Source organism: Geobacter argillaceus (genome assembly GCF_007830735.1).
In the GTDB taxonomy this organism is placed as follows: domain Bacteria; phylum Desulfobacterota; class Desulfuromonadia; order Geobacterales; family DSM-12255; genus Geomobilibacter; species Geomobilibacter argillaceus.
In genome coordinates this window covers 21678-38750 of the sequence record NZ_VLLN01000032.1, presented here as the reverse complement: position 1 = coordinate 38750, position 17073 = coordinate 21678, and the positions used below count along the sequence as shown (strand labels likewise).

The 17073-nt window shown below is 56.0% G+C and carries 16 protein-coding genes; 14 read left to right on the top strand and 2 right to left on the bottom strand.

Features of this window, described 5'->3' with window-relative positions; translation table 11 throughout:
• Positions 1–189 precede the first annotated feature (189 nt).
• A complete protein-coding gene (locus JN12_RS18060; RefSeq protein WP_145025367.1) occupies positions 190–1659 on the bottom strand; it encodes an FG-GAP repeat domain-containing protein in 1470 nt (489 codons plus the stop codon).
• Between the two features lie 34 nt (positions 1660–1693).
• Positions 1694–3556, bottom strand: coding sequence for an aldehyde ferredoxin oxidoreductase family protein (locus JN12_RS18055; protein ID WP_145025365.1), 1863 nt, complete (start codon positions 3554–3556; stop codon positions 1694–1696).
• A gap of 388 nt (positions 3557–3944) precedes the next feature.
• Here JN12_RS18055 and JN12_RS18050 point away from each other — a divergent pair, with 388 nt between their 5' ends.
• The 14 genes from JN12_RS18050 to JN12_RS17985 all read left to right on the top strand — a co-directional run bounded on the left by JN12_RS18050 (position 3945) and on the right by JN12_RS17985 (position 17017).
• On the top strand, positions 3945–5591 hold the full coding sequence (locus JN12_RS18050; protein ID WP_145025363.1) for an FAD-binding protein: 1647 nt from the start codon (positions 3945–3947) through the stop codon (positions 5589–5591).
• Entirely contained in the window at positions 5591–6289 is a 699-nt protein-coding gene (locus JN12_RS18045) for a 4Fe-4S dicluster domain-containing protein (RefSeq protein WP_211360581.1), read from the top strand. The genes JN12_RS18050 and JN12_RS18045 overlap by 1 nt, the downstream gene beginning before the upstream one ends.
• Complete coding sequence (locus tag JN12_RS18040; protein ID WP_145025361.1) at positions 6286–6819, top strand: fumarate hydratase C-terminal domain-containing protein; 534 nt, start codon at positions 6286–6288, stop codon at positions 6817–6819. The genes JN12_RS18045 and JN12_RS18040 overlap by 4 nt, the downstream gene beginning before the upstream one ends.
• 19 nt (positions 6820–6838) lie before the next feature.
• A complete protein-coding gene (locus JN12_RS18035) occupies positions 6839–7720 on the top strand; it encodes a fumarate hydratase (protein WP_145025359.1) in 882 nt (293 codons plus the stop codon).
• 44 nt (positions 7721–7764) lie between these two features.
• Entirely contained in the window at positions 7765–8697 is a 933-nt protein-coding gene (locus JN12_RS18030) for a cytochrome b/b6 domain-containing protein (protein WP_145025357.1), read from the top strand.
• A 32-nt stretch (positions 8698–8729) separates the two neighbouring features.
• Entirely contained in the window at positions 8730–9947 is a 1218-nt protein-coding gene (locus tag JN12_RS18025; RefSeq protein ID WP_145025355.1) for an aldolase/citrate lyase family protein, read from the top strand.
• Positions 9940–11499, top strand: coding sequence for a citrate lyase subunit alpha (locus tag JN12_RS18020; protein WP_145025353.1), 1560 nt, complete (start codon positions 9940–9942; stop codon positions 11497–11499). The genes JN12_RS18025 and JN12_RS18020 overlap by 8 nt, the downstream gene beginning before the upstream one ends.
• A gap of 204 nt (positions 11500–11703) precedes the next feature.
• The gene (locus JN12_RS18015; RefSeq protein ID WP_145025351.1) at positions 11704–12465 is read left to right on the top strand and encodes a GntR family transcriptional regulator; all 762 of its coding nucleotides are present in this window, start codon (positions 11704–11706) and stop codon (positions 12463–12465) included.
• A 330-nt stretch (positions 12466–12795) separates the two neighbouring features.
• Positions 12796–13200: a cupin domain-containing protein gene (locus JN12_RS18010; RefSeq protein ID WP_145025349.1), complete on the top strand. Its 405-nt coding sequence runs from the start codon at positions 12796–12798 to the stop codon at positions 13198–13200.
• A 168-nt stretch (positions 13201–13368) separates the two neighbouring features.
• Complete coding sequence (locus tag JN12_RS18005) at positions 13369–13674, top strand: putative quinol monooxygenase (RefSeq protein WP_145025347.1); 306 nt, start codon at positions 13369–13371, stop codon at positions 13672–13674.
• A gap of 19 nt (positions 13675–13693) precedes the next feature.
• Positions 13694–14086 (top strand): zinc ribbon domain-containing protein, encoded by a 393-nt coding sequence (locus tag JN12_RS18000; RefSeq protein ID WP_145025345.1) that lies wholly within the window; start codon positions 13694–13696, stop codon positions 14084–14086.
• Between the two features lie 101 nt (positions 14087–14187).
• Positions 14188–15090 carry an AEC family transporter gene (locus JN12_RS17995; RefSeq protein WP_145025343.1) on the top strand — a complete coding sequence of 301 codons (903 nt, stop codon included), beginning with the start codon at positions 14188–14190 and terminating at the stop codon, positions 15088–15090.
• 29 nt (positions 15091–15119) lie between these two features.
• Positions 15120–15989, top strand: a complete 870-nt coding sequence (locus tag JN12_RS17990) for a shikimate dehydrogenase (protein ID WP_145025341.1) — start codon at positions 15120–15122, stop codon at positions 15987–15989.
• Positions 15990–16036: 47 nt separating this feature from the next.
• Complete coding sequence (locus JN12_RS17985) at positions 16037–17017, top strand: zinc-dependent alcohol dehydrogenase (protein WP_145025339.1); 981 nt, start codon at positions 16037–16039, stop codon at positions 17015–17017.
• Positions 17018–17073 lie beyond the last annotated feature (56 nt).

Below are 17073 nucleotides of genomic sequence, written 5' to 3'. Positions count from 1 at the left end.
CTTAGAGCTTGTCCGTAAATAAGCTTTGCGATCCCGCAACCCGTCTTCAGAGCATCTTTGCCCCGGCCTCAGTCACAAAATCCTCGACATAGCCCTGCTATGCCTGCGATTTTGCTCAATCGGCCAAGTCAAATCTGCCCCAAAGCCGGGCGCGCTCTTCGCGGCAGTTATTTACGGACAAGCTCTTACTCAATCGATCTTGATCACGGAAACGGCACTGGTTCCTTTATTGGCCAGCGCTGCCCTGTCGATCATCTCGAGCAGGGTCAGCTCATTTCTGGAGCCGTCATAGAAATAGTCCGGGAGATAGGTCTCGCTTTGTGCAGTATGCCATTTTTTCTGGAGTGACGATCCGTTCCAGGTAAAGCAGTAGATAACGTTTTTGGAGAACGAGCGGATATTGCCTATGTTCCAGAAGCCGCTATTCTGCGGTACGATTATTTCTCCCTGTTTCGTGACCACAATACGCTGATCGATATGTATCCAACGGTAGGATTCCCCGGTTACCCGTACATTGGAAAGGTCCGGCCGCTGGAAAAAGGTCTCTGAGCCGCCGTACTTGTCGCTGCTCCGCCACAACTTCTGTCCGGCAGCCGTGTAGACGATGAGGTTGCCGTCGCTGTGCAGGACAACAACGTAGCTCGTGCCCCTGTTATCGGAAAACATGTTGAAATTGAACAGATTGCCGAATCTGGGGAGCTTCAGAGGGTTTCTGGTCTCGTACTCCTTGCCTTTCCTGACCAGTTCGAAGACGTCGCCGTAGAAGTCGCTGTCGCTCCCCATCTGCTGGACGTAAATCTTCTTTTCCCCGCCGTTCAGCGCAATTCCCCGAAAATAATACGGCAGATTGTCCGCTATCTTTTCAAGTGAATTACCCTTTTTTGTCCAGACCTGCGATGCGAGGGCATTGCCGTTCCATACGGTCAGATAGACCTCGCAGCTCCCGTCTCCGTCCAGGTCTGCCGTGTCTATGCCAAGGATTTTCTGGTCGCCCGGCAGGGTGACTTCGCTTAAGAGTTCCAGTTCCTTTCCCTGGCTGTAGAGCTTCACGGCATGGTCGCCGGCGATATACAGCTCGCGGGCGCCGCCAGCGGTTGCCGGACCTTCGGCAATTCCGATCATTGCTCCGGGAACCGGCCGGCTGCTCCATCTGCCGCCGGCACTTTTCTCAACCTGTTCCGACTTGATGACGCCGGCACGTGCGGCGATTTCATCGGTCGATCTGATGATGCCGGAAGCGTGCGGCTCCCTGGTCGATACCGGCTGATAACCCTTCACAATGCCTTCCGTCAGCAACTGGGCCAGTTTCCCTACGGAAGGAATCAATTCGTCCTGGCTTTCCCCCTGCACAAAGGCGCGAGTGATCACACTTCCCGAGACACTCTTTGCCACGGCGTCGATACTGAATATCCTGCCTACGGCCAGATAACTCCCACTGACCATAACCTGTGCCCCGGACTCGCTGTCGATGACCAGTATCCGCTCTCCGTTAAGCCGGGACATCAGCGGGAGTTGCAGAGCCATCTTCAGCTCGTCCCTGTTCTGTACCCCGGTTATTGTGAACCCGGTTACGTAAGCCTTGATCTGCTCCGCATCACAGGGGTGCGAGAAACTCAGAATGAGTCCCGACAGGGCGATCAGAGAGAGAATTGCCTTCATGGTCATCTCCTTTTGCAAGAGTTGGGCAGCACTACTACTGGACCAGCGTGTCCAGCCCCATGCTGCGGATGGTTTCTGCGGTGGGAATGCCGGTTTCCGGGTCCCAACCCATATTCTCATAATAAATCCTGCGGGTTTCTTCCCAGTGGGGCATGATCCCTCTGTCTTTGACAGGACCATCGGTCGGGGTGGACCCATACCGGTGCGAGGGGCGTTCCATCTCCTTGGTCAGTCCTGAACGGCAATTATAGACCCGAAGGAGATTCACGATCCTCCTGCCGATGTGAGCTGCGGCGTGGATGTCCATTTCCCGGCCGGTCAATGCCGACACCGCCTTGACCGTTTCCTCCGGGGCATCGCCGGTGCAGAACCGGCACGTGCCGAGGGCATCCTCGAACTGCCGCCAGCCGTTGATGCGGGCAATGGTCCTCGACACGGTTTCGTGATTGAAAAAGTCATCGATCGGTTGCTCGCCGAGCGCTGCCGGGAATCGCCTGCCAAAAGTCGCTTCAATGGTGCCGGTGCTTGACACACAGGTGTCTATCAGCTCGGTCCACCGTGCCCGATGGTCATGTCCACGCGGAGACCCACCCTTTTCGGTGCAGACGGCAGCAAGGGCGGCATCCTTACCAACGGCACGCGATGCCCTCATGACCCCTTCGGCCAGGAGCGTACCGATCTCTCCCTTTCGGTGGGCAATCGTTACGAGCATCTCTTCAACCCCGTTCACATCTCCCCAGGTTAACCGGACCTCGTCCTGATAGGGACCCAGCAGGTTCCGTTCCTTGCATTCCATGAGCCAGGAGAGCACCCACCCTGCTTCGGTGATGTTCATCCCCAGATCGTCGGCAAGATAGCTGAGATATATCAATGCATCAGCTCTCATGATGCCGAGATTCGAGCCCATGGTGGAGATATTTTCGTATTCGGGCTCTTCCGCCTCCAATCCGGCGTACGGTCCCTCCTTTATCTTTACCCAGGCGTTGTGGGCAATGGGGCACATATAGCAGGTCTTGGGGCGATGTTCGAAATGCTCCCGGAAATAGGTGCCATCGATGTTTTCCACACCTTCGAGGGTGTTGGTCTGCAGATTGCGGATGGGCAGTTCGCCTAACTGATACGCGGGAAGCACCAGCCCTGCTGTCCCGTGGCTGCTGAGCATCCCCTTCATGTAACCCCGTGCCTTGGTCCTGACGCTTTTTACCAGCTCGTCGAACTGTTCCCCGTCAGCCGGGGTAACTCTGGTCGTGCCTTTAACGGTCAGGATTGCCTTGAGTTTCTTGGCCCCCAAAACGGCGCCAATGCCGTTGTGACCGGCAACATGCCCCTTGTCGCCGACCAGCGCCGCGAACCTGACGAGGTTTTCCCCGGCCGGTCCGATTGAGTACACACTGGCGCCGGTTGTTGTCAGTTGATGATCCTCAAGTATCGCTGATTCGGTCTCAAAGGTCCCCTTGCCCCAATAGGGGGCCGCCGAGCGGATCTCGACCGTGCCGTCGGCAACCACCAGGTACACCGGGTCTGACGAAACCCCTTCGATGATCAGACCGTCGAACCCCGCCATCTTGAGATAGGCTGCGAAGAAACCGTTGGCCTGTGATGCGCCGGAAAAGCCGGTCATAGGGCTTTTGGTCACGCAACAGAAGGTGCCGGAGCCGGGGAATCGCGTGCCGGACAGCGGGCCGGTGAACAGGAAGACCTTGTTGTCCTCAGAAAATGGAGCGGAGCCGGTCGGTACTTCCTTGAAAAGGAAGTAGGCGCCAAGGCCAACACCACCGACCCAATCAGCCAGAAGGTTGGGGTCAAGAGGTTCGACGGAGACCTTCCTTTCCGTCAGGTTCACCCTGGCGAATTGAAAACAGTAGCCGTTCGTAATGGAGTTGGTCCGCTCGCTCATCGGGAATCATCCTCTTAGGGTGTTTGGTGTGTAACGACAAGATTCACTTGATGATTTCACCATGCTTGCAGTATAAAAGCATTAGGTATACATATATATACAAGTGACTCTTTTGTCAACATCATTGTCTCGGTTGTTTCCGTCATCAATCGGTCTTGATACTGATGTCGCAACGCCCTGTGCACCATGCGGGAGCGTGAACCGAGCCCCGCGTTCAGCTCCAGTTGCTGTTCTCAATACAAAAATATTATTGACAGGAAATCAGAACTTGTGTAGACATATATACAAGTTGTTCGGCCCGCAGCTTGGACTGCAATTACTGGTCAGCTTGGTTCTCCTCAAGGTTTTACCCAGGTGGAAGCTAAACAAAAAGACTCAGGAGATATCTATGTCATACCCTTCCGGAATGAGAGCTTCAGTTGAAAAGGTGGAGCAGACGAGAAAGGCCCGTCTGAATAACGAATTCCCCAGGCTGTCCGTGGACGACAAGGCAGCCCTGCTCAGAAACCATCATCCTGATTTCAGGGAAGGCGACAAGCTGAATCTCCGTTGTGGGGTAAACAAGGGGGAGCGCGTACCAAAGGTGCTGGCCGAACTGATCGAGTCGCCGAGCCGGCTGAATCTGGCCTCGCTGGACCTGACGAAGCCGGACTACAAGACCGATGTGCTGGTGATCGGTGGCGGCGGCGGTGGCGTTACCGCTGCCCTGACTGCCCATGAGCATGGCGCCAAGGTCATTCTCGCCACCAAGCTGCGTTTGGGTGACTCCAATACGATCATGGCCGAAGGCGGCATCGCTGCCGCAACCCTGGCAGAGGACTCTCCCGCGATCCATTACATCGACACCATGGCCGGCGGCAGGTTCAAGAACATCCCCGATGTTGTCGAAGCCCTGGTGAATGATGCACCATTCATCGTTGATTGGCTGACGAAGCTGGGGGTCGTGTTTGACCGGAAGGCTGACGCCAACTATTTCACCCATATGCCGGCAGGTCATTCGCGCAAGCGATCCCACTCCATCAAGGATCTGACCGGTCTGGAGATCATGCGCGTCCTGTGCGATGAGGTCCGCAACAAAGGAATCGAGGTCCTCGAATTCAGCCCGGCCGTCGAGTTGATCCTGGACGGAGACGGACGGTGCGCCGGAGCGGTTCTCGAAGACCTGGACACCGGCAGGAACATCGTTGTCGAGGCGGGCGCGGTCGTCATGGCGACCGGCGGCATCGGCCGGCTTCATCCCAATGGCTTTCCCACCTCCAATCACTACGGTGCCACGGCCGATGGGATCGTCATGGCGTCCCGGGCCAGTGCCAAGCTGCTGTATATGGAGTATATCCAGTACCACCCCACCGGCGTTGCCTGGCCCGAACAGATGCTGGGACTGCTCCTTTCGGAAGCGCTCAGGGCCCAGGGTGCCTACGTGGTCAACTGTGACGGTGAGCAGTTCGTCAACCGGCTTGAGACGAGGGATGCGCTTGCCGCGGCAATTCTGCGCGAGTGCGGCCCGCGCGGGAAAGGGGTGGAGACTCCCACCGGGATGGTTGGTGCCTGGCTGGATACCCCGATGATCGATCTGATCGGCGGCGAGGGCACCTTTCTGCGCAGGTTCGCCGGCATCGATCACCGCTTCAAGAAGTACGGAATCAACCCGGCCAAAGAACCGCTCCTGGTCTATCCGACCCAGCATTATCAGAATGGCGGGGTGGCCATCAATGTCCACGGCGAGACCAATATCCCGTACCTCTACATGGCGGGCGAGGTTGCCGGCGGGGTCCACGGCCATAACCGGCTCGGGGCGAACTCGCTGGTGGATATCTTTGTCTTCGGCCGCCGGTCGGGCAGGCACTCGGCGGAAAATTACCGCAGGAAGCCGGCTGAAAAGCTGTCGCTCGATCATGTATCTGCCCATCAGGAGGAGCTGAAGGCTCTCGGGATCTCATCCGGCATAACTTCACCCATGATCCTGCCTGATTATCGGTTTGAAAAAGCGTTGACCAGCACCCAGTATGTTAACGAAATTGTCGAGGCCGAATAATGAAAAACAAAAATGTGACCATGATTCCGATTTATGTGATGGGCAAGAAGTTCGAGGTTCCCGAGGACCTGACCATTCTCAAGGCGCTGGAGTTCTCCGGTTTCAAGATTACCCGGGGGTGCGGCTGCCGCGGTGGGGTGTGCGGTGCCTGTGCCACGGTGTACCGGAAAAAGGGCGACTACCGCATCATGACCGGCCTGGCATGCCAGACCGTCATAGAGCCGGAGATCAGTCTGGTGCAGCTTCCGTTCATATCGGCGCGCAAGGCCCAGTATGCGGTCCGGGACATCGATACCGAAAGCCTGGATCTGGTAAAAACCTATCCCGAGCTGATGCGCTGCATGGGGTGCAACACCTGCACGAAATCGTGTCCGGTGAACATTTCCGTGATGGACTATATCTCGGCGGCAATCCGTGGGAACCTGGAGGAAGTTGTCGAGCTGTCCATCGAGTGCGTCATGTGCGGCCTCTGTGCAGCCCGCTGCCCTGCCGAAATAACACCGTACAACGTTGCCCTGTTTGTGCGCCGCCTGTATGGGACGCACAAGCTGAAGAAGTCACCCATGCTGGAGCAGCGTCTGAAGGATATCGAAAGCGGCACCTACAAGACGGAGATTACCCAGCTGAAAGCGACTGACGTCAAGAAACTGCAGGAGACGTTCAACGAGCTGCAGGCAAACAAGGGTGCATCGGTATGAGTGAGAAAACGTTACAGTCCAGGGTTATCCAACTCGAAACCCCGATTTCGGATGACGTGATCAGGAGCCTCTCGGTCGGTGATTTCATCGAGATCAGCGGTACGGTCTTCTGCGGCAGGGACGCAGTGCTGCCCAAGCTGGAGAAGCTGGTGGAAGCCGAGGACCATGAAGCGATCTGCTTCCTGCTGAGCGGATCGGTCATCTTCCACACCGCCGTCAGCCCTGCCGGGATCGGTCCGACGACCAGCAACAAGGTCGAGATCGAGGGGAGCATTCCCGCCCTGTCCAAGGCCGGGGTCAAGATCCACCTGGGCAAGGGCGCCCTGCATCCCGAGACAATGGCAGCACTGGCGGAGCACAACTCGGTCTTTGCCATCACCCCGCCAACCACGGCCCTCTTTTCCGAGAAGATTATCTCCAAGAAAGTGGTCATGTTCCCGGAAGAGGGGATGGAGGCGCTGTACGAGGTCAGGGTGAAAGGGTTGCCCGCGATCATCGCCATCGCCCATGGCAAGTCAATTTTCAGCTAATCCGTTGCACGAGGTCACTATGATACAGTATGAGACAATCCGCGAGGGGGTCAGCAGATGCCTCGTGAAGGCTGGCACGACATTCCGGGCAGACCAGATCGCCGCCTATAGGAGTGCCATCGAAAAGGAGACGAACAGGAATGCCCGGTGGGTGCTTGAGCGTTTGCTGGAGAATGCGGAGATAGCGGAAAAGAACGTGTTTCCGCTCTGCGACGATACCGGCATTCCCCATCTGTACGTCGAAATCGGTAACGACCTGCAGCTTCCGCAAGGGTGGCTGGCTGCTATCCACGAAGGGGTGGCCAAGGGGCTTCGTACCATGCCGGGGCGGCCGATGGCCGTCAAGGGTGATGACATCGAGCGGGTGGAGCAGTCGCAGGGGCTTTCCGATGACCCGGCCGATGTGCTGCCTGTTCCGGTGATCACCAGGCCGGTCCCCGGCAACCGCCTAGGGGTGACGGTCCTGCTGCTGGGTGGCGGGCCGGAGATCCGGGCAAAGACGTATCGTGTGTTTCACAAGCGGAGCATCAAGACGGTGCTGGACGAGGCTGCCTCCTGGATGCTGACTGAAGTCAAGAGCCTGGGGTGCACTCCTTCCATCCTGGCGATCGGCGTCGGCAGGTCCCACACCGAGGCGAGCATGCGGATGATCGAGGCAATGAAGAGTGGCGATCTGCGAAAGCAGAGTGCCTGGGAGCGAAAGATCACCGACCGGGTCAACGAGGAAAAGGCAGGAGCGCTGGGCCTTGGAGGCGACTTCTCGGTTCTGGGGACCTTCCTCAATATCGGTCCGCTACGGGCCAGCGGCGTCAGGATAGTGAGTGTTCGGCCGTGCTGCTGTGTCGAGCCAAGGCGGGCAACGGTCTTCTTTGAACCGGACAACACGGTTACAATCGACTGAGATCCTTTCGGGTATTTGGGGTATAACAAAGGCGAGGTTCCGCTATGGCAGACGATTCGAAGCTCAATGCTCTTCAAACAAACTATCTGTTGGACGATGCCTGGAGTCCGGTGGCGAGATTCAGGCTGCTGTCCCGCGGGATCAACGATAATACGCGGCTGGAGAACTATTCACAGGTGACCGGGGATCGGGCGTGCCTTGCCTGCGGCAACTGCATCGATGCCTGCCCGGTGGTCAAGCTGAATGTGGGGCTGGTCTTCGATCAGAATCAGCGGACATCCATGGCATTGGAGAACCATGTTCAGGATGAATGCCGTCGCTGTTACCGCTGTGTCAACTCCTGTCCCCAGGTCGGCAAGGAGCTGAAGGAGTATGTGTCCGGCTTCAGAAGGGTGGAGAAGATCGTTCATCTGCTGGCTGCCTTTACCATCATATCCCTTGCCGCGACCGGCATTACCCATTCCCACTATGCGAATGTACTGAGCGGTTTCGAAGCAAATCTGTTGAAGTATGCCCACCGGACGATTGGCGTCATATCCATCCTGCTGCCGGTCCTGTATTACAGGCTGGATATCAAGCATTTCAGACGGACGGTAAAAAAGATTTTCAGCTGGGGTGAAAGCGACACGCAATGGTTCAGAAATACCCTGTCACACATCTTTTCGACAAAGAGTGACAAGAAGATCGTCAGGTACGAATTCAATCCGGTTCAGAAGATCTGGTACCTGTTCATCATGTCACTGTTCCCGCTCCTCTATCTATCCGGACTGGGCACCATGTTCATGGGCAAGGCCACTGAAGGCGCCGGCCTGATAACTCCCAAACTGTTCCACATGGTCTTTGCCCTTTCTTTTGACCTCATGCTGTTCATCCATGTGTATATCAAGTTCATCAGGGAGTGGATCAAGACCAGCTTCAGGATGTTCAGGACCTATCAGGAGACCGGCTCCTTCGTGTTTACGAGGGGCAAACTGTAACATTCCGACTACCTTCAACGCGAGGATACATCATGCTCAATAAACCGGTTGTTGCAGGCAACAAAGGCAAGGACGTCCGGAGTGACTGCCATGTTTCGCTGGAACTCGTCGAAGCGGGCGGCATCGACCTTCGCCTAGACAGCAAGGTGGGGTCCCTGTACGGTGCCGGCATCGAGGCGTTGTGCCGGGACATCCTCGGACGGTTCAACATCGAACATGCCTCGATGGTTGTCGAGGACAGCGGTGCATTCGACTTCGTCATTGCCGCGCGGGTAGAGGCATGCGTCCGCCAGTTGATCCAGACCGACAACGCCTATCTGCCCGATCTCATCCCGGAAAATCGGTACGCTTCATCTTTCGACCGGATGCGCTTTTCCCGGCTGTACATTCCGGGCAACTCCCCGAAGATGATGATAAATGCATCCATCTACGGGGCGCACGGGGTCATTCTCGACCTGGAAGATGCCGTTGCCCCGCAGAAGAAGGACGAGGCCAGGCTGCTGGTGCGCAACGCCCTGCGCCAGGTGAATTTTTACGGTGCCGAGCGGATGGTACGGATCAACCAGCTGCCACGAGGGCTGGACGACCTGGAGGAGATCATCCCTCACAACGTGCACGTCGTGCTGCTGCCGAAATGTGAATCAAGGGACCAGATTGCACAGGTGAACGAGAAGATCAGGTCCATTCAGGAGCGTAAGAACCTAAGCGGCGAAGTCTATCTGATGCCGATCATCGAGAGCGCCCTTGGCGTGATCCGGGCCTACGAGATCGCAACTGCGGCGGACAACGTCGTTGCCGTTGCCCTGGGACTTGAGGACTACTGTGCGGACATGGGGGTGAAGAGGACCACCGAAGGAGCCGAGTCACTGTATGCCAAGAGCCATCTGGTCAATGCCTGCCGGGCAGCCGGGGTACAGGCGATTGATTCGGTGTTCTCCGATTTCCAGGATGAGGCGGCCTTGCGAAGGATCGTCCTTCAATCCAAGTCGCTGGGCTTTGAAGGGATCGGGTGCATCCATCCGAGCCAGATCCGTCCGGTGCATGAAAGCTTTGCCCCGACGGATGCCGAGATCAGCAAGGCACGAGAGATCGTTCTCCTGTTCGAACAGGCCGAAGAAAAGGGACTTGGCGTTGTCGCCCTCGGTTCGAAGATGATTGACCCGCCAGTTGTCAAGCGGGCAGTTCAATCGATCGATCGGGCCATGGCGCTCGGGAAACTTTCCAAGAACTGGAGGTCAGAAGGTGAGTGAGAACAGCCTGGTAACAAACGCAGTCGGCCGGACCGTGCCGACCCTCATCAATAATGTCCCTTCCGTGCCGTTCAAGGGGGTGGGCAAACACCGGCCCACCGGGCGCAAGCATAGCATCGTCATTCCCTCCTGTGCCGACTATCCCGAAGACGGGAACAAGCTGGTCCCCTCCCTCAAGGAGGCCCTGATCAAGGCCGGCTTGAAGGACGGGATGACGATTTCGACCCACCATCACTTTCGCAATGGCGACCTGATAGCCAACCAGATCTTCGACATCGCCGCTGAGCTCGGGGTCAAGGGGCTGGTCTGGGCACCCTCTGCCTCCTTCCCCTGCCATGAGCCGATCATCGGGCACCTGGAAAGCGGGGTCGTCCACCACATCGAAGGGAGCATGAACGGCGCGCTGGGTCGTTACTGCTCAGAGGGGAAGATGGCGGGGCTGGGGGTGCTCCGTTCCCATGGGGGGCGGTACCAGGCAATCCAGGATGGAGAACTGCATATCGATATTGCGGTCATCGCTGCACCGGCAGCCGATGCCTTCGGGAATGCCAACGGCCTGTACGGCGAAACGGCCTGCGGGTCGCTGGGGTTTGCCCTGGCCGATTCCGAATATGCCGACAGGGTTATTGTGGTCACGGACAATCTGCAGCCGTTTCCCTGCATCCCCTGGCAGATCCAGGGGAATAATGTCGACTATACCGTGGTGGTGGACAAGGTCGGCATCCCGGAGAAGATCGTTTCCGGCACCACCCAGGTGACCCGCAGTCCTGACCGGTTGTTCCTGGCGGAGATGACGGCCAGGTTCTGCGAGGAGGCCGGTCTCATCCGCGAAGGGTTTTCCTTTCAGGCCGGTGCGGGGGGGACGTCCCTGTCGATCGGCATCTACTTTGCGGAGCTGTTGAAGAAGAATGGGCTGCGGAGCCGCTTTGCACGAGGCGGGAGCAACAAGTACCTGGTCGAGATGCTGGAACAGGGGCTGACCGAGTACATCCTCGACGGCCAGACCTTTGACCTGGAGGGGGTGCGGTCTCTGCGGGAGAATCCGAACCATGTGGTGACGTCGCCGTTCACCAGTTACAACTACCACGGCAAGGGCAATTTCGCCTCCATGATCGATGTCGTCATCCTGGGTGCGACGGAGGTTGACCTCGATTTCAATGCCAATGTGGTCACGCATTCGGACGGCTATCTGTTGCACGGTATCGGCGGGTGGCAGAACTGCCTGGCTGCCAAGTGCGTCATCCTGCCGCTGCCGTTGTTCAGGGGGAGGGTGCCCGTCATCAGGGATGCGGTAACCACCATCTGTGGCCCCGGCGAAATGATAGATGTCATCGTGACGGAACGGGGGATCGCCATCAATCCGCTGCGGCAGGACCTGCTGGATGCGGTAAAACATTCCTCCCTGCCGGTAAAGAGTATCGAGGAACTCAAGACTGAGGCGGACCGCATCTGCGGGAAACCCGCCCAGCCGATCCTGGGTGATGAGATCGTTGCAGCCGTAAAGTGGGTCGATGGCACGGTCATTGACGCGGTCAGGAAGGTCATTACCTGAGCCATGAACCGGTAGCCACGTCATGCGTGACGCGATGGAAAAATAAGTGGTAAAATTAAAGTCGTATTGCGGGATAGATGCCCGGATGACCGGTTGTGAGACATTTGCTGGTTGACCTGATGATAATATTTGGTTTATGTATGCTGACACATACTTGATGCAGGGTCCTGATGGTTTTTCAGGAAAACACCCATTGGAGGTACTATGCCACCGCTCCTTCCCATTTATTATCAGATAAAGAACAAGATTCAGGAATGGATCGTTTCAAAGGAGTACAGCCCCGGGGAGCAGATCCCGTCTGAGACCGAAATCGCGAAGATTTTCGGCGTAACCAGGATGACCGTGCGTCAGGCGATTTCCCTTCTGATTCAGGAGGGGCTTCTGTATAGGAAGAGGGGCGCTGGTACGTTCGTGACAGATGACCCCAACCTGTTGGGTCGGTTGGGACTGGACTTTACCGGGTTTATGGATGAACTGTTTTACCAGGTTTCCAAGTCGAAAACCCTGGCCGCAAGAATTGAAAAAGTCAAAACTCCAAAGATTGTCAAAGAAAAACTGAATACTCAGAATGAAGAGATAATTAAGATTGAAAGGGTCAGGACACTAAATGGGCGTGTTTTTGCCTTTACCGTAAATTTTTTGCCGGAAAGTATCGGCAACAGAATAAATGAAGCTATGTTGTATGAAAAGCCATTGTTGAAAATACTGGAAGTGGATCTTGATATAGAGTTTGACGAAGCATTTCAGACAATTGAAGCATCTTTCTCTGATCAGTACGTTTCTGAAAAGCTGCAGATTCCCAGCGGATCACCGATCCTGTTTGTAGAGAGAATCATGTATGACAAGAAGAAAAAGCCTTTTGAGCTTGTTCAGACTTCTTATCGTGGGGACATTTACAAATATGTTGTCAGGCTCAAGCTGGATAAGATCAGTAAGGATAAAAGATGGGTTCAGTATGATAAATAAGTAACGGTGCAATTATCTTCCATTTGTGCAATCTGTTCTGCAGCCAGATCGTATTCAGGTCTGGCTGTTTTTCATTCTTCCGTATCGCCTTCCTCCTGACAATTCAAGGCTTGCCGAAGTATCGGCACGTAATTTGTGTGCTTTAACCGGCTGATCGTGCCTATTGCCCTTCCCACAAAATCTCATATTGACAAAGATAGGTATACTTGTGTATACATATATCAGTGGTTGTCGCTGGCTTTGTGCATCTGGATTATGACGAGGTCCGCGAGGGGGGCGTTATGCCTACGGTGCTGAACAGTTATCAATAACCAAGAGGAGGAAGGTTTGATGAGTGAAGAAAAGGTGGAGCAGACGAAACGGGCACTGAATCTGGACCCGGCCAAGGAAGGAAAGGTCGTCATGCGGGGAACGGCCGAGGAGAAGAGCCTGCGGGAGATTGTCAGGATGCTTGATGCGGATATCCTCGAATCGGAACAGTTCATGGGCGGCCTGGCAACCTTCAACACCGGCATAACCGAGCCGCTTCATGTGCACCCGGATGCCGAAGAGATCAATATCATCCTGGAAGGGGAGGGGCTGTTGATCACCGACAAGGATGTCATCACCTGCAGGCCGGGCGAGTGGCAGTTCATCCCAAAAGGGGTTCCGCATTCGCATTCGAACGAGAACGAGGCCAATTTCAGGTTTGCCTGGCTCTACTCCCCCCCCACCAAATCGGTTCCCAAGGGGTAGGGGGGGCGATCGTTTGCTGTTGGCGACGACCAAAGGTTGACGACCCAATGCCTTGCATGGTACACGGCAGTTGTCATTGACGAATACACCGGTTGCCCCGGCGGAGTGGTCGGACATCGACACTCCGCCTGTGCCGTTCATGTTTCACCGACAAAGGAGGAGAGCATCGTGATCATTGTCCAGGCAACGATACGCGTAAAAGACGGCAGGCGTGCCGAATTTCTCGAAATTTTCAAGAGCAATGTGCCGAAGGTGAGGGCGGAGAACGGTTGCATCGAGTATGCCCCCACCATTGACTTTGACATGAATATTCCCGCCCAGCAGCTGGACGAGAATGTCGTCACGATAATCGAGAAGTGGCAGAGCCCCGAAGCCCTTACAGCCCACTTCGGCGCGCCTCACATGCTGGACTACCGGCAAAAGGTGAAGGATCTGGTGGAGAGTGTTTCCCTGAAGGTGCTGCACGAGGCGTAACCGTAACAGGGGGGTCACGATGCCGATCTATGAGTATGAGAACCCGGACCCGGCAAGCGGCTGTGTCAGGTGCGCCAATCGGTTCGAACTGATCCGCCCGGCCGGCATGGAGACTGTTTCAACCTGTCCGGAATGCGGATCGCCGGTACAGCGGGTGGTGTCACGCTGTCGTACGGTCATGGCTAACCACGATGCATCGCAGACCAGGACGGGGACGGCTGTTGCCGACTATGAACGGCAGGGAATGTGGAGTCACGCGGCCGAACTGGCGGAGAAACTGTCCGAATCGACGAAAGACCAGTCGCTGCGCGACCGGGCGCTTGATAATTACAAAAAGGCCGGCTATGACGCTGCTTCCTTGGATAGCTACGCTCAAAAAAAGCCGAAGTCAGCAAATGGTGATCGAGCCTGAACGTGGTGCTGCGGAGCCACGTGTCCCTGTACGAGAGGATTGAGATGTCCGGAGTGAGGATGTTCAGCGCATATTCCCCGGCGGAACTGAGCTAGACTTGTATGGGTGATATCATTGAAAAGGTCCTTCCGGTCATCCTGGTGTTCTTCATCGGATACTCTCTGAAACGAGCCGATATCCTGTCGAAAAAGGATGGCGACACTCTTTTAAAAGTCTTTTTTTATGTTTCAGTTCCCGCCTTGATTTTTCTCTCAGTAGTACAGATGAAATTTTCCCTTCAGCTGTTATGGCTGCCTGTTATTGCGGTTATGGTAATCTTGACAATTTATGTTGTTTCCCATTTCTGCGGCAGGTTGTTGCATCTTGACCAACCTTCCTTCGGGGTTTTTCTGGTCGGCACCCTAATAATGAACACAAGCTTTACCTATCCGTTTCTCATGGCGGCCAAAGGTGAGGAAAGTCTGGCCCAAGCCTCTCTGTTTGATTTTGGGAATACGGCACTGGTTTTTACCTTCATTTACTATCTGGCATGTAAATATGGCTCCAATTCCAGTAACTTTATGGTTATGATTAGCAAGTTCATGCGTTCTCCTCCGCTATTGGCCCTGCTTGTCGCATTGTTTCTCAATCTTATGCATTTCACCCTGCCAACAATCGCAACCCGTTTCTTTAACATTATAGGATATATGACCATGCCGCTGGTGATGTTGTCACTCGGCATATATTTCAGCCCGAAAACAGCCAGGATGTTGCCGGTACTTTCGGCAGTATGTATCAGGACCGGAATAGGTCTCCTGCTCGGCCTGTTTTTTGTGTACCTGTTCGATCTGAAAGGGTTAAGCAGGACCGTTGTGCTTGTCTGTTCCTCGGCACCGTCAGGGCTCAACACGTTGGTATTTTCTTCCATGGAGAAACTGGATAACGAATTCGCTGCAAGTGTTGTATCCTATTCAGTCATTGTCGGAATGCTCCTGATCCCGTTACTACTTCAGGTTACACACTGACTGGCAGGCAATCCATCAGAGGAGGATGTATGACAAAGGACCGGATCATAACCACTAAAACCAAGCTGTGCGCCATTATCGGCAATCCCGTGGGGCACAGCCTTTCTCCGGCCATCCACAACGCCGCGTTCGACGAACTGGGTCTTGATTTCGTGTATCTCGGGTTCCGGGTGGAGGACCTGAAGAGCGCGCTGGCCGGGATGCGGGCCCTGGAAAACTTCCGCGGCATGAGTGTGACCATTCCTCACAAGATCGAGGCGATGGACTGCGTGGACGAGGTGGCGGAGGTCGACCGTTCCATTGGTTCGATCAACACGATTCTCAACGAGAACGGCAGGCTCATTGGCCTCGGCACCGACGGGCCGGGAGCCCTGAAGGCCCTCATCGACGGCGGCGCCGAACTCGACGGAAAGAACGTGCTGATGCTGGGTGCCGGCGGGGCGGCTCGGGCGATCGCTTTCACCCTGCTGCGGGAAACGAAGCTCAGCAGGCTCACCATCCTGGATATCAACGAGGGGCTGCTCCAGGGGCTGACGGCCGATCTGAAAAAAGGTAATAATGAACGGGTCGAATCCGGGCTGATGTCCGACGAGACGCTGGTGAAGGGGATGGGGGATGCGGATCTGATCATCAACTGCACCCCGATCGGCATGCACCCGAACGAAGGCAAATCCCTCGTTCCGGTCGAGCTGTTCCGGACGGGGCAGGTGGTCTTCGACGTCGTCTATACCCCCCTGGAAACGCGGTTGCTGGCCGATGCCCGGTCAAAGGGGCTCAAGGTCATCTCCGGGGTGGAGATGTTTGTGAACCAGGCGGTGCTGCAGTTCAAGCATTTCACCGGCGCCGAACCCCCTGTGGAGGTCATGCGGCGGGTCGTGCTGGAGAAGCTCGGGTACTGATGCCGGTCCGGATGCGGATGATAACGTACTGACAACAGGGGACCGCCATGCTTGAACTGTATCTGAACAGACCGGAGGAGCTGATCCTGCGCGATGCCCCGGCACCGGGGACGGTGAAAGAAAACCAGGCCAGGATCAGGGTCACCCATGGCGGCATTTGCGGCTCGGATCTCAGGGTCTATAAAGGGAGCATCCCCTATGCAACCTATCCCCTCCGGCCCGGGCATGAGGTGCTTGGAGTCGTCGTCGAGGCCGGTAACGAGGTCCGGCACAAGGTTGGCACCAGGGTTGTGGTGGAGCCGAACACGTTTTGCGGCGAATGTGACTATTGCCGACGGGGCAGGACCAACATCTGCGAGCAGAAGACGCCGATAGGGGTATCCGCTGACGGCGCGTTTGCTCAGGAACTGCTGGTGGAAGGGAAATACCTGGTTTCCGTGCCCGACGAGATTCCCGATGAGCTGGCGATATTGATCGAGCCGCTGTCCGTTACGGTTCATGCCCTGAAAAAGGCGGCCATCTCGCCGGGTACGTCCGTGGCGGTGCTCGGCTGCGGCACGGAAGGACTATTTTCCATCGCCCTGGCTCTCTTCAAGGGGGCCAGGGTGACTGCAGTCGATGTCAATCCCCGGAAATTCGACGTGGCGAAACAGTTGGGAGATGTGCGGGTGCTGCATCCGGGTGAGATCGGTGACGAACTGTTCGATGTCGTCGTGGAGGCTGCCGGGGTGAGGAGTTCCATCGAACAGTCGATGCGGATCGTCAGACCGGGCGGCGAGATAGTGGCAATCGGCATTACCGGGGAGCCGGTGGAGTACCCGGTAATGAAGATCGTCAGAAGCGAGGTGACCATCCACGGTTCGATCATCTACACGCTGGAGGATTGGGCCGATGCCATCGGCTATCTGCAGGACCCCAGGTTCAACATCCGGCCGATCCTGTCGAAGATCATGCCGTTGACCGAGTATCAGCAGGCATTTGCGGACGCCCTGTCCGGAGACTATGCCAAAATCGTTCTTCGCTTCTGACCGAACAATAAGACCTGCAAGGTTGATCCACTTTCCCGCGCAGCATAGATACATGG

What these genes read in the sequence shown, in the direction of transcription:
- JN12_RS18055 (WP_145025365.1), bottom strand. Translation starts at nt 3,556, where the DNA reads ATGAGCGAGCGGACCAACTCCATTACGAACGGCTACTGTTTTCAATTC.
- JN12_RS18015 (WP_145025351.1), top strand. Translation starts at nt 11,704, where the DNA reads ATGCCACCGCTCCTTCCCATTTATTATCAGATAAAGAACAAGATTCAG.
- JN12_RS17985 (WP_145025339.1), top strand. Translation starts at nt 16,037, where the DNA reads ATGCTTGAACTGTATCTGAACAGACCGGAGGAGCTGATCCTGCGCGAT.
- JN12_RS18010 (WP_145025349.1), top strand. Translation starts at nt 12,796, where the DNA reads ATGAGTGAAGAAAAGGTGGAGCAGACGAAACGGGCACTGAATCTGGAC.
- JN12_RS18000 (WP_145025345.1), top strand. Translation starts at nt 13,694, where the DNA reads ATGCCGATCTATGAGTATGAGAACCCGGACCCGGCAAGCGGCTGTGTC.
- JN12_RS18060 (WP_145025367.1), bottom strand. Translation starts at nt 1,659, where the DNA reads ATGAAGGCAATTCTCTCTCTGATCGCCCTGTCGGGACTCATTCTGAGT.
- JN12_RS18050 (WP_145025363.1), top strand. Translation starts at nt 3,945, where the DNA reads ATGTCATACCCTTCCGGAATGAGAGCTTCAGTTGAAAAGGTGGAGCAG.
- JN12_RS18030 (WP_145025357.1), top strand. Translation starts at nt 7,765, where the DNA reads ATGGCAGACGATTCGAAGCTCAATGCTCTTCAAACAAACTATCTGTTG.
- JN12_RS17995 (WP_145025343.1), top strand. Translation starts at nt 14,188, where the DNA reads ATGGGTGATATCATTGAAAAGGTCCTTCCGGTCATCCTGGTGTTCTTC.
- JN12_RS18025 (WP_145025355.1), top strand. Translation starts at nt 8,730, where the DNA reads ATGCTCAATAAACCGGTTGTTGCAGGCAACAAAGGCAAGGACGTCCGG.
- JN12_RS18035 (WP_145025359.1), top strand. Translation starts at nt 6,839, where the DNA reads ATGATACAGTATGAGACAATCCGCGAGGGGGTCAGCAGATGCCTCGTG.
- JN12_RS18040 (WP_145025361.1), top strand. Translation starts at nt 6,286, where the DNA reads ATGAGTGAGAAAACGTTACAGTCCAGGGTTATCCAACTCGAAACCCCG.
- JN12_RS18045 (WP_211360581.1), top strand. Translation starts at nt 5,591, where the DNA reads ATGAAAAACAAAAATGTGACCATGATTCCGATTTATGTGATGGGCAAG.
- JN12_RS17990 (WP_145025341.1), top strand. Translation starts at nt 15,120, where the DNA reads ATGACAAAGGACCGGATCATAACCACTAAAACCAAGCTGTGCGCCATT.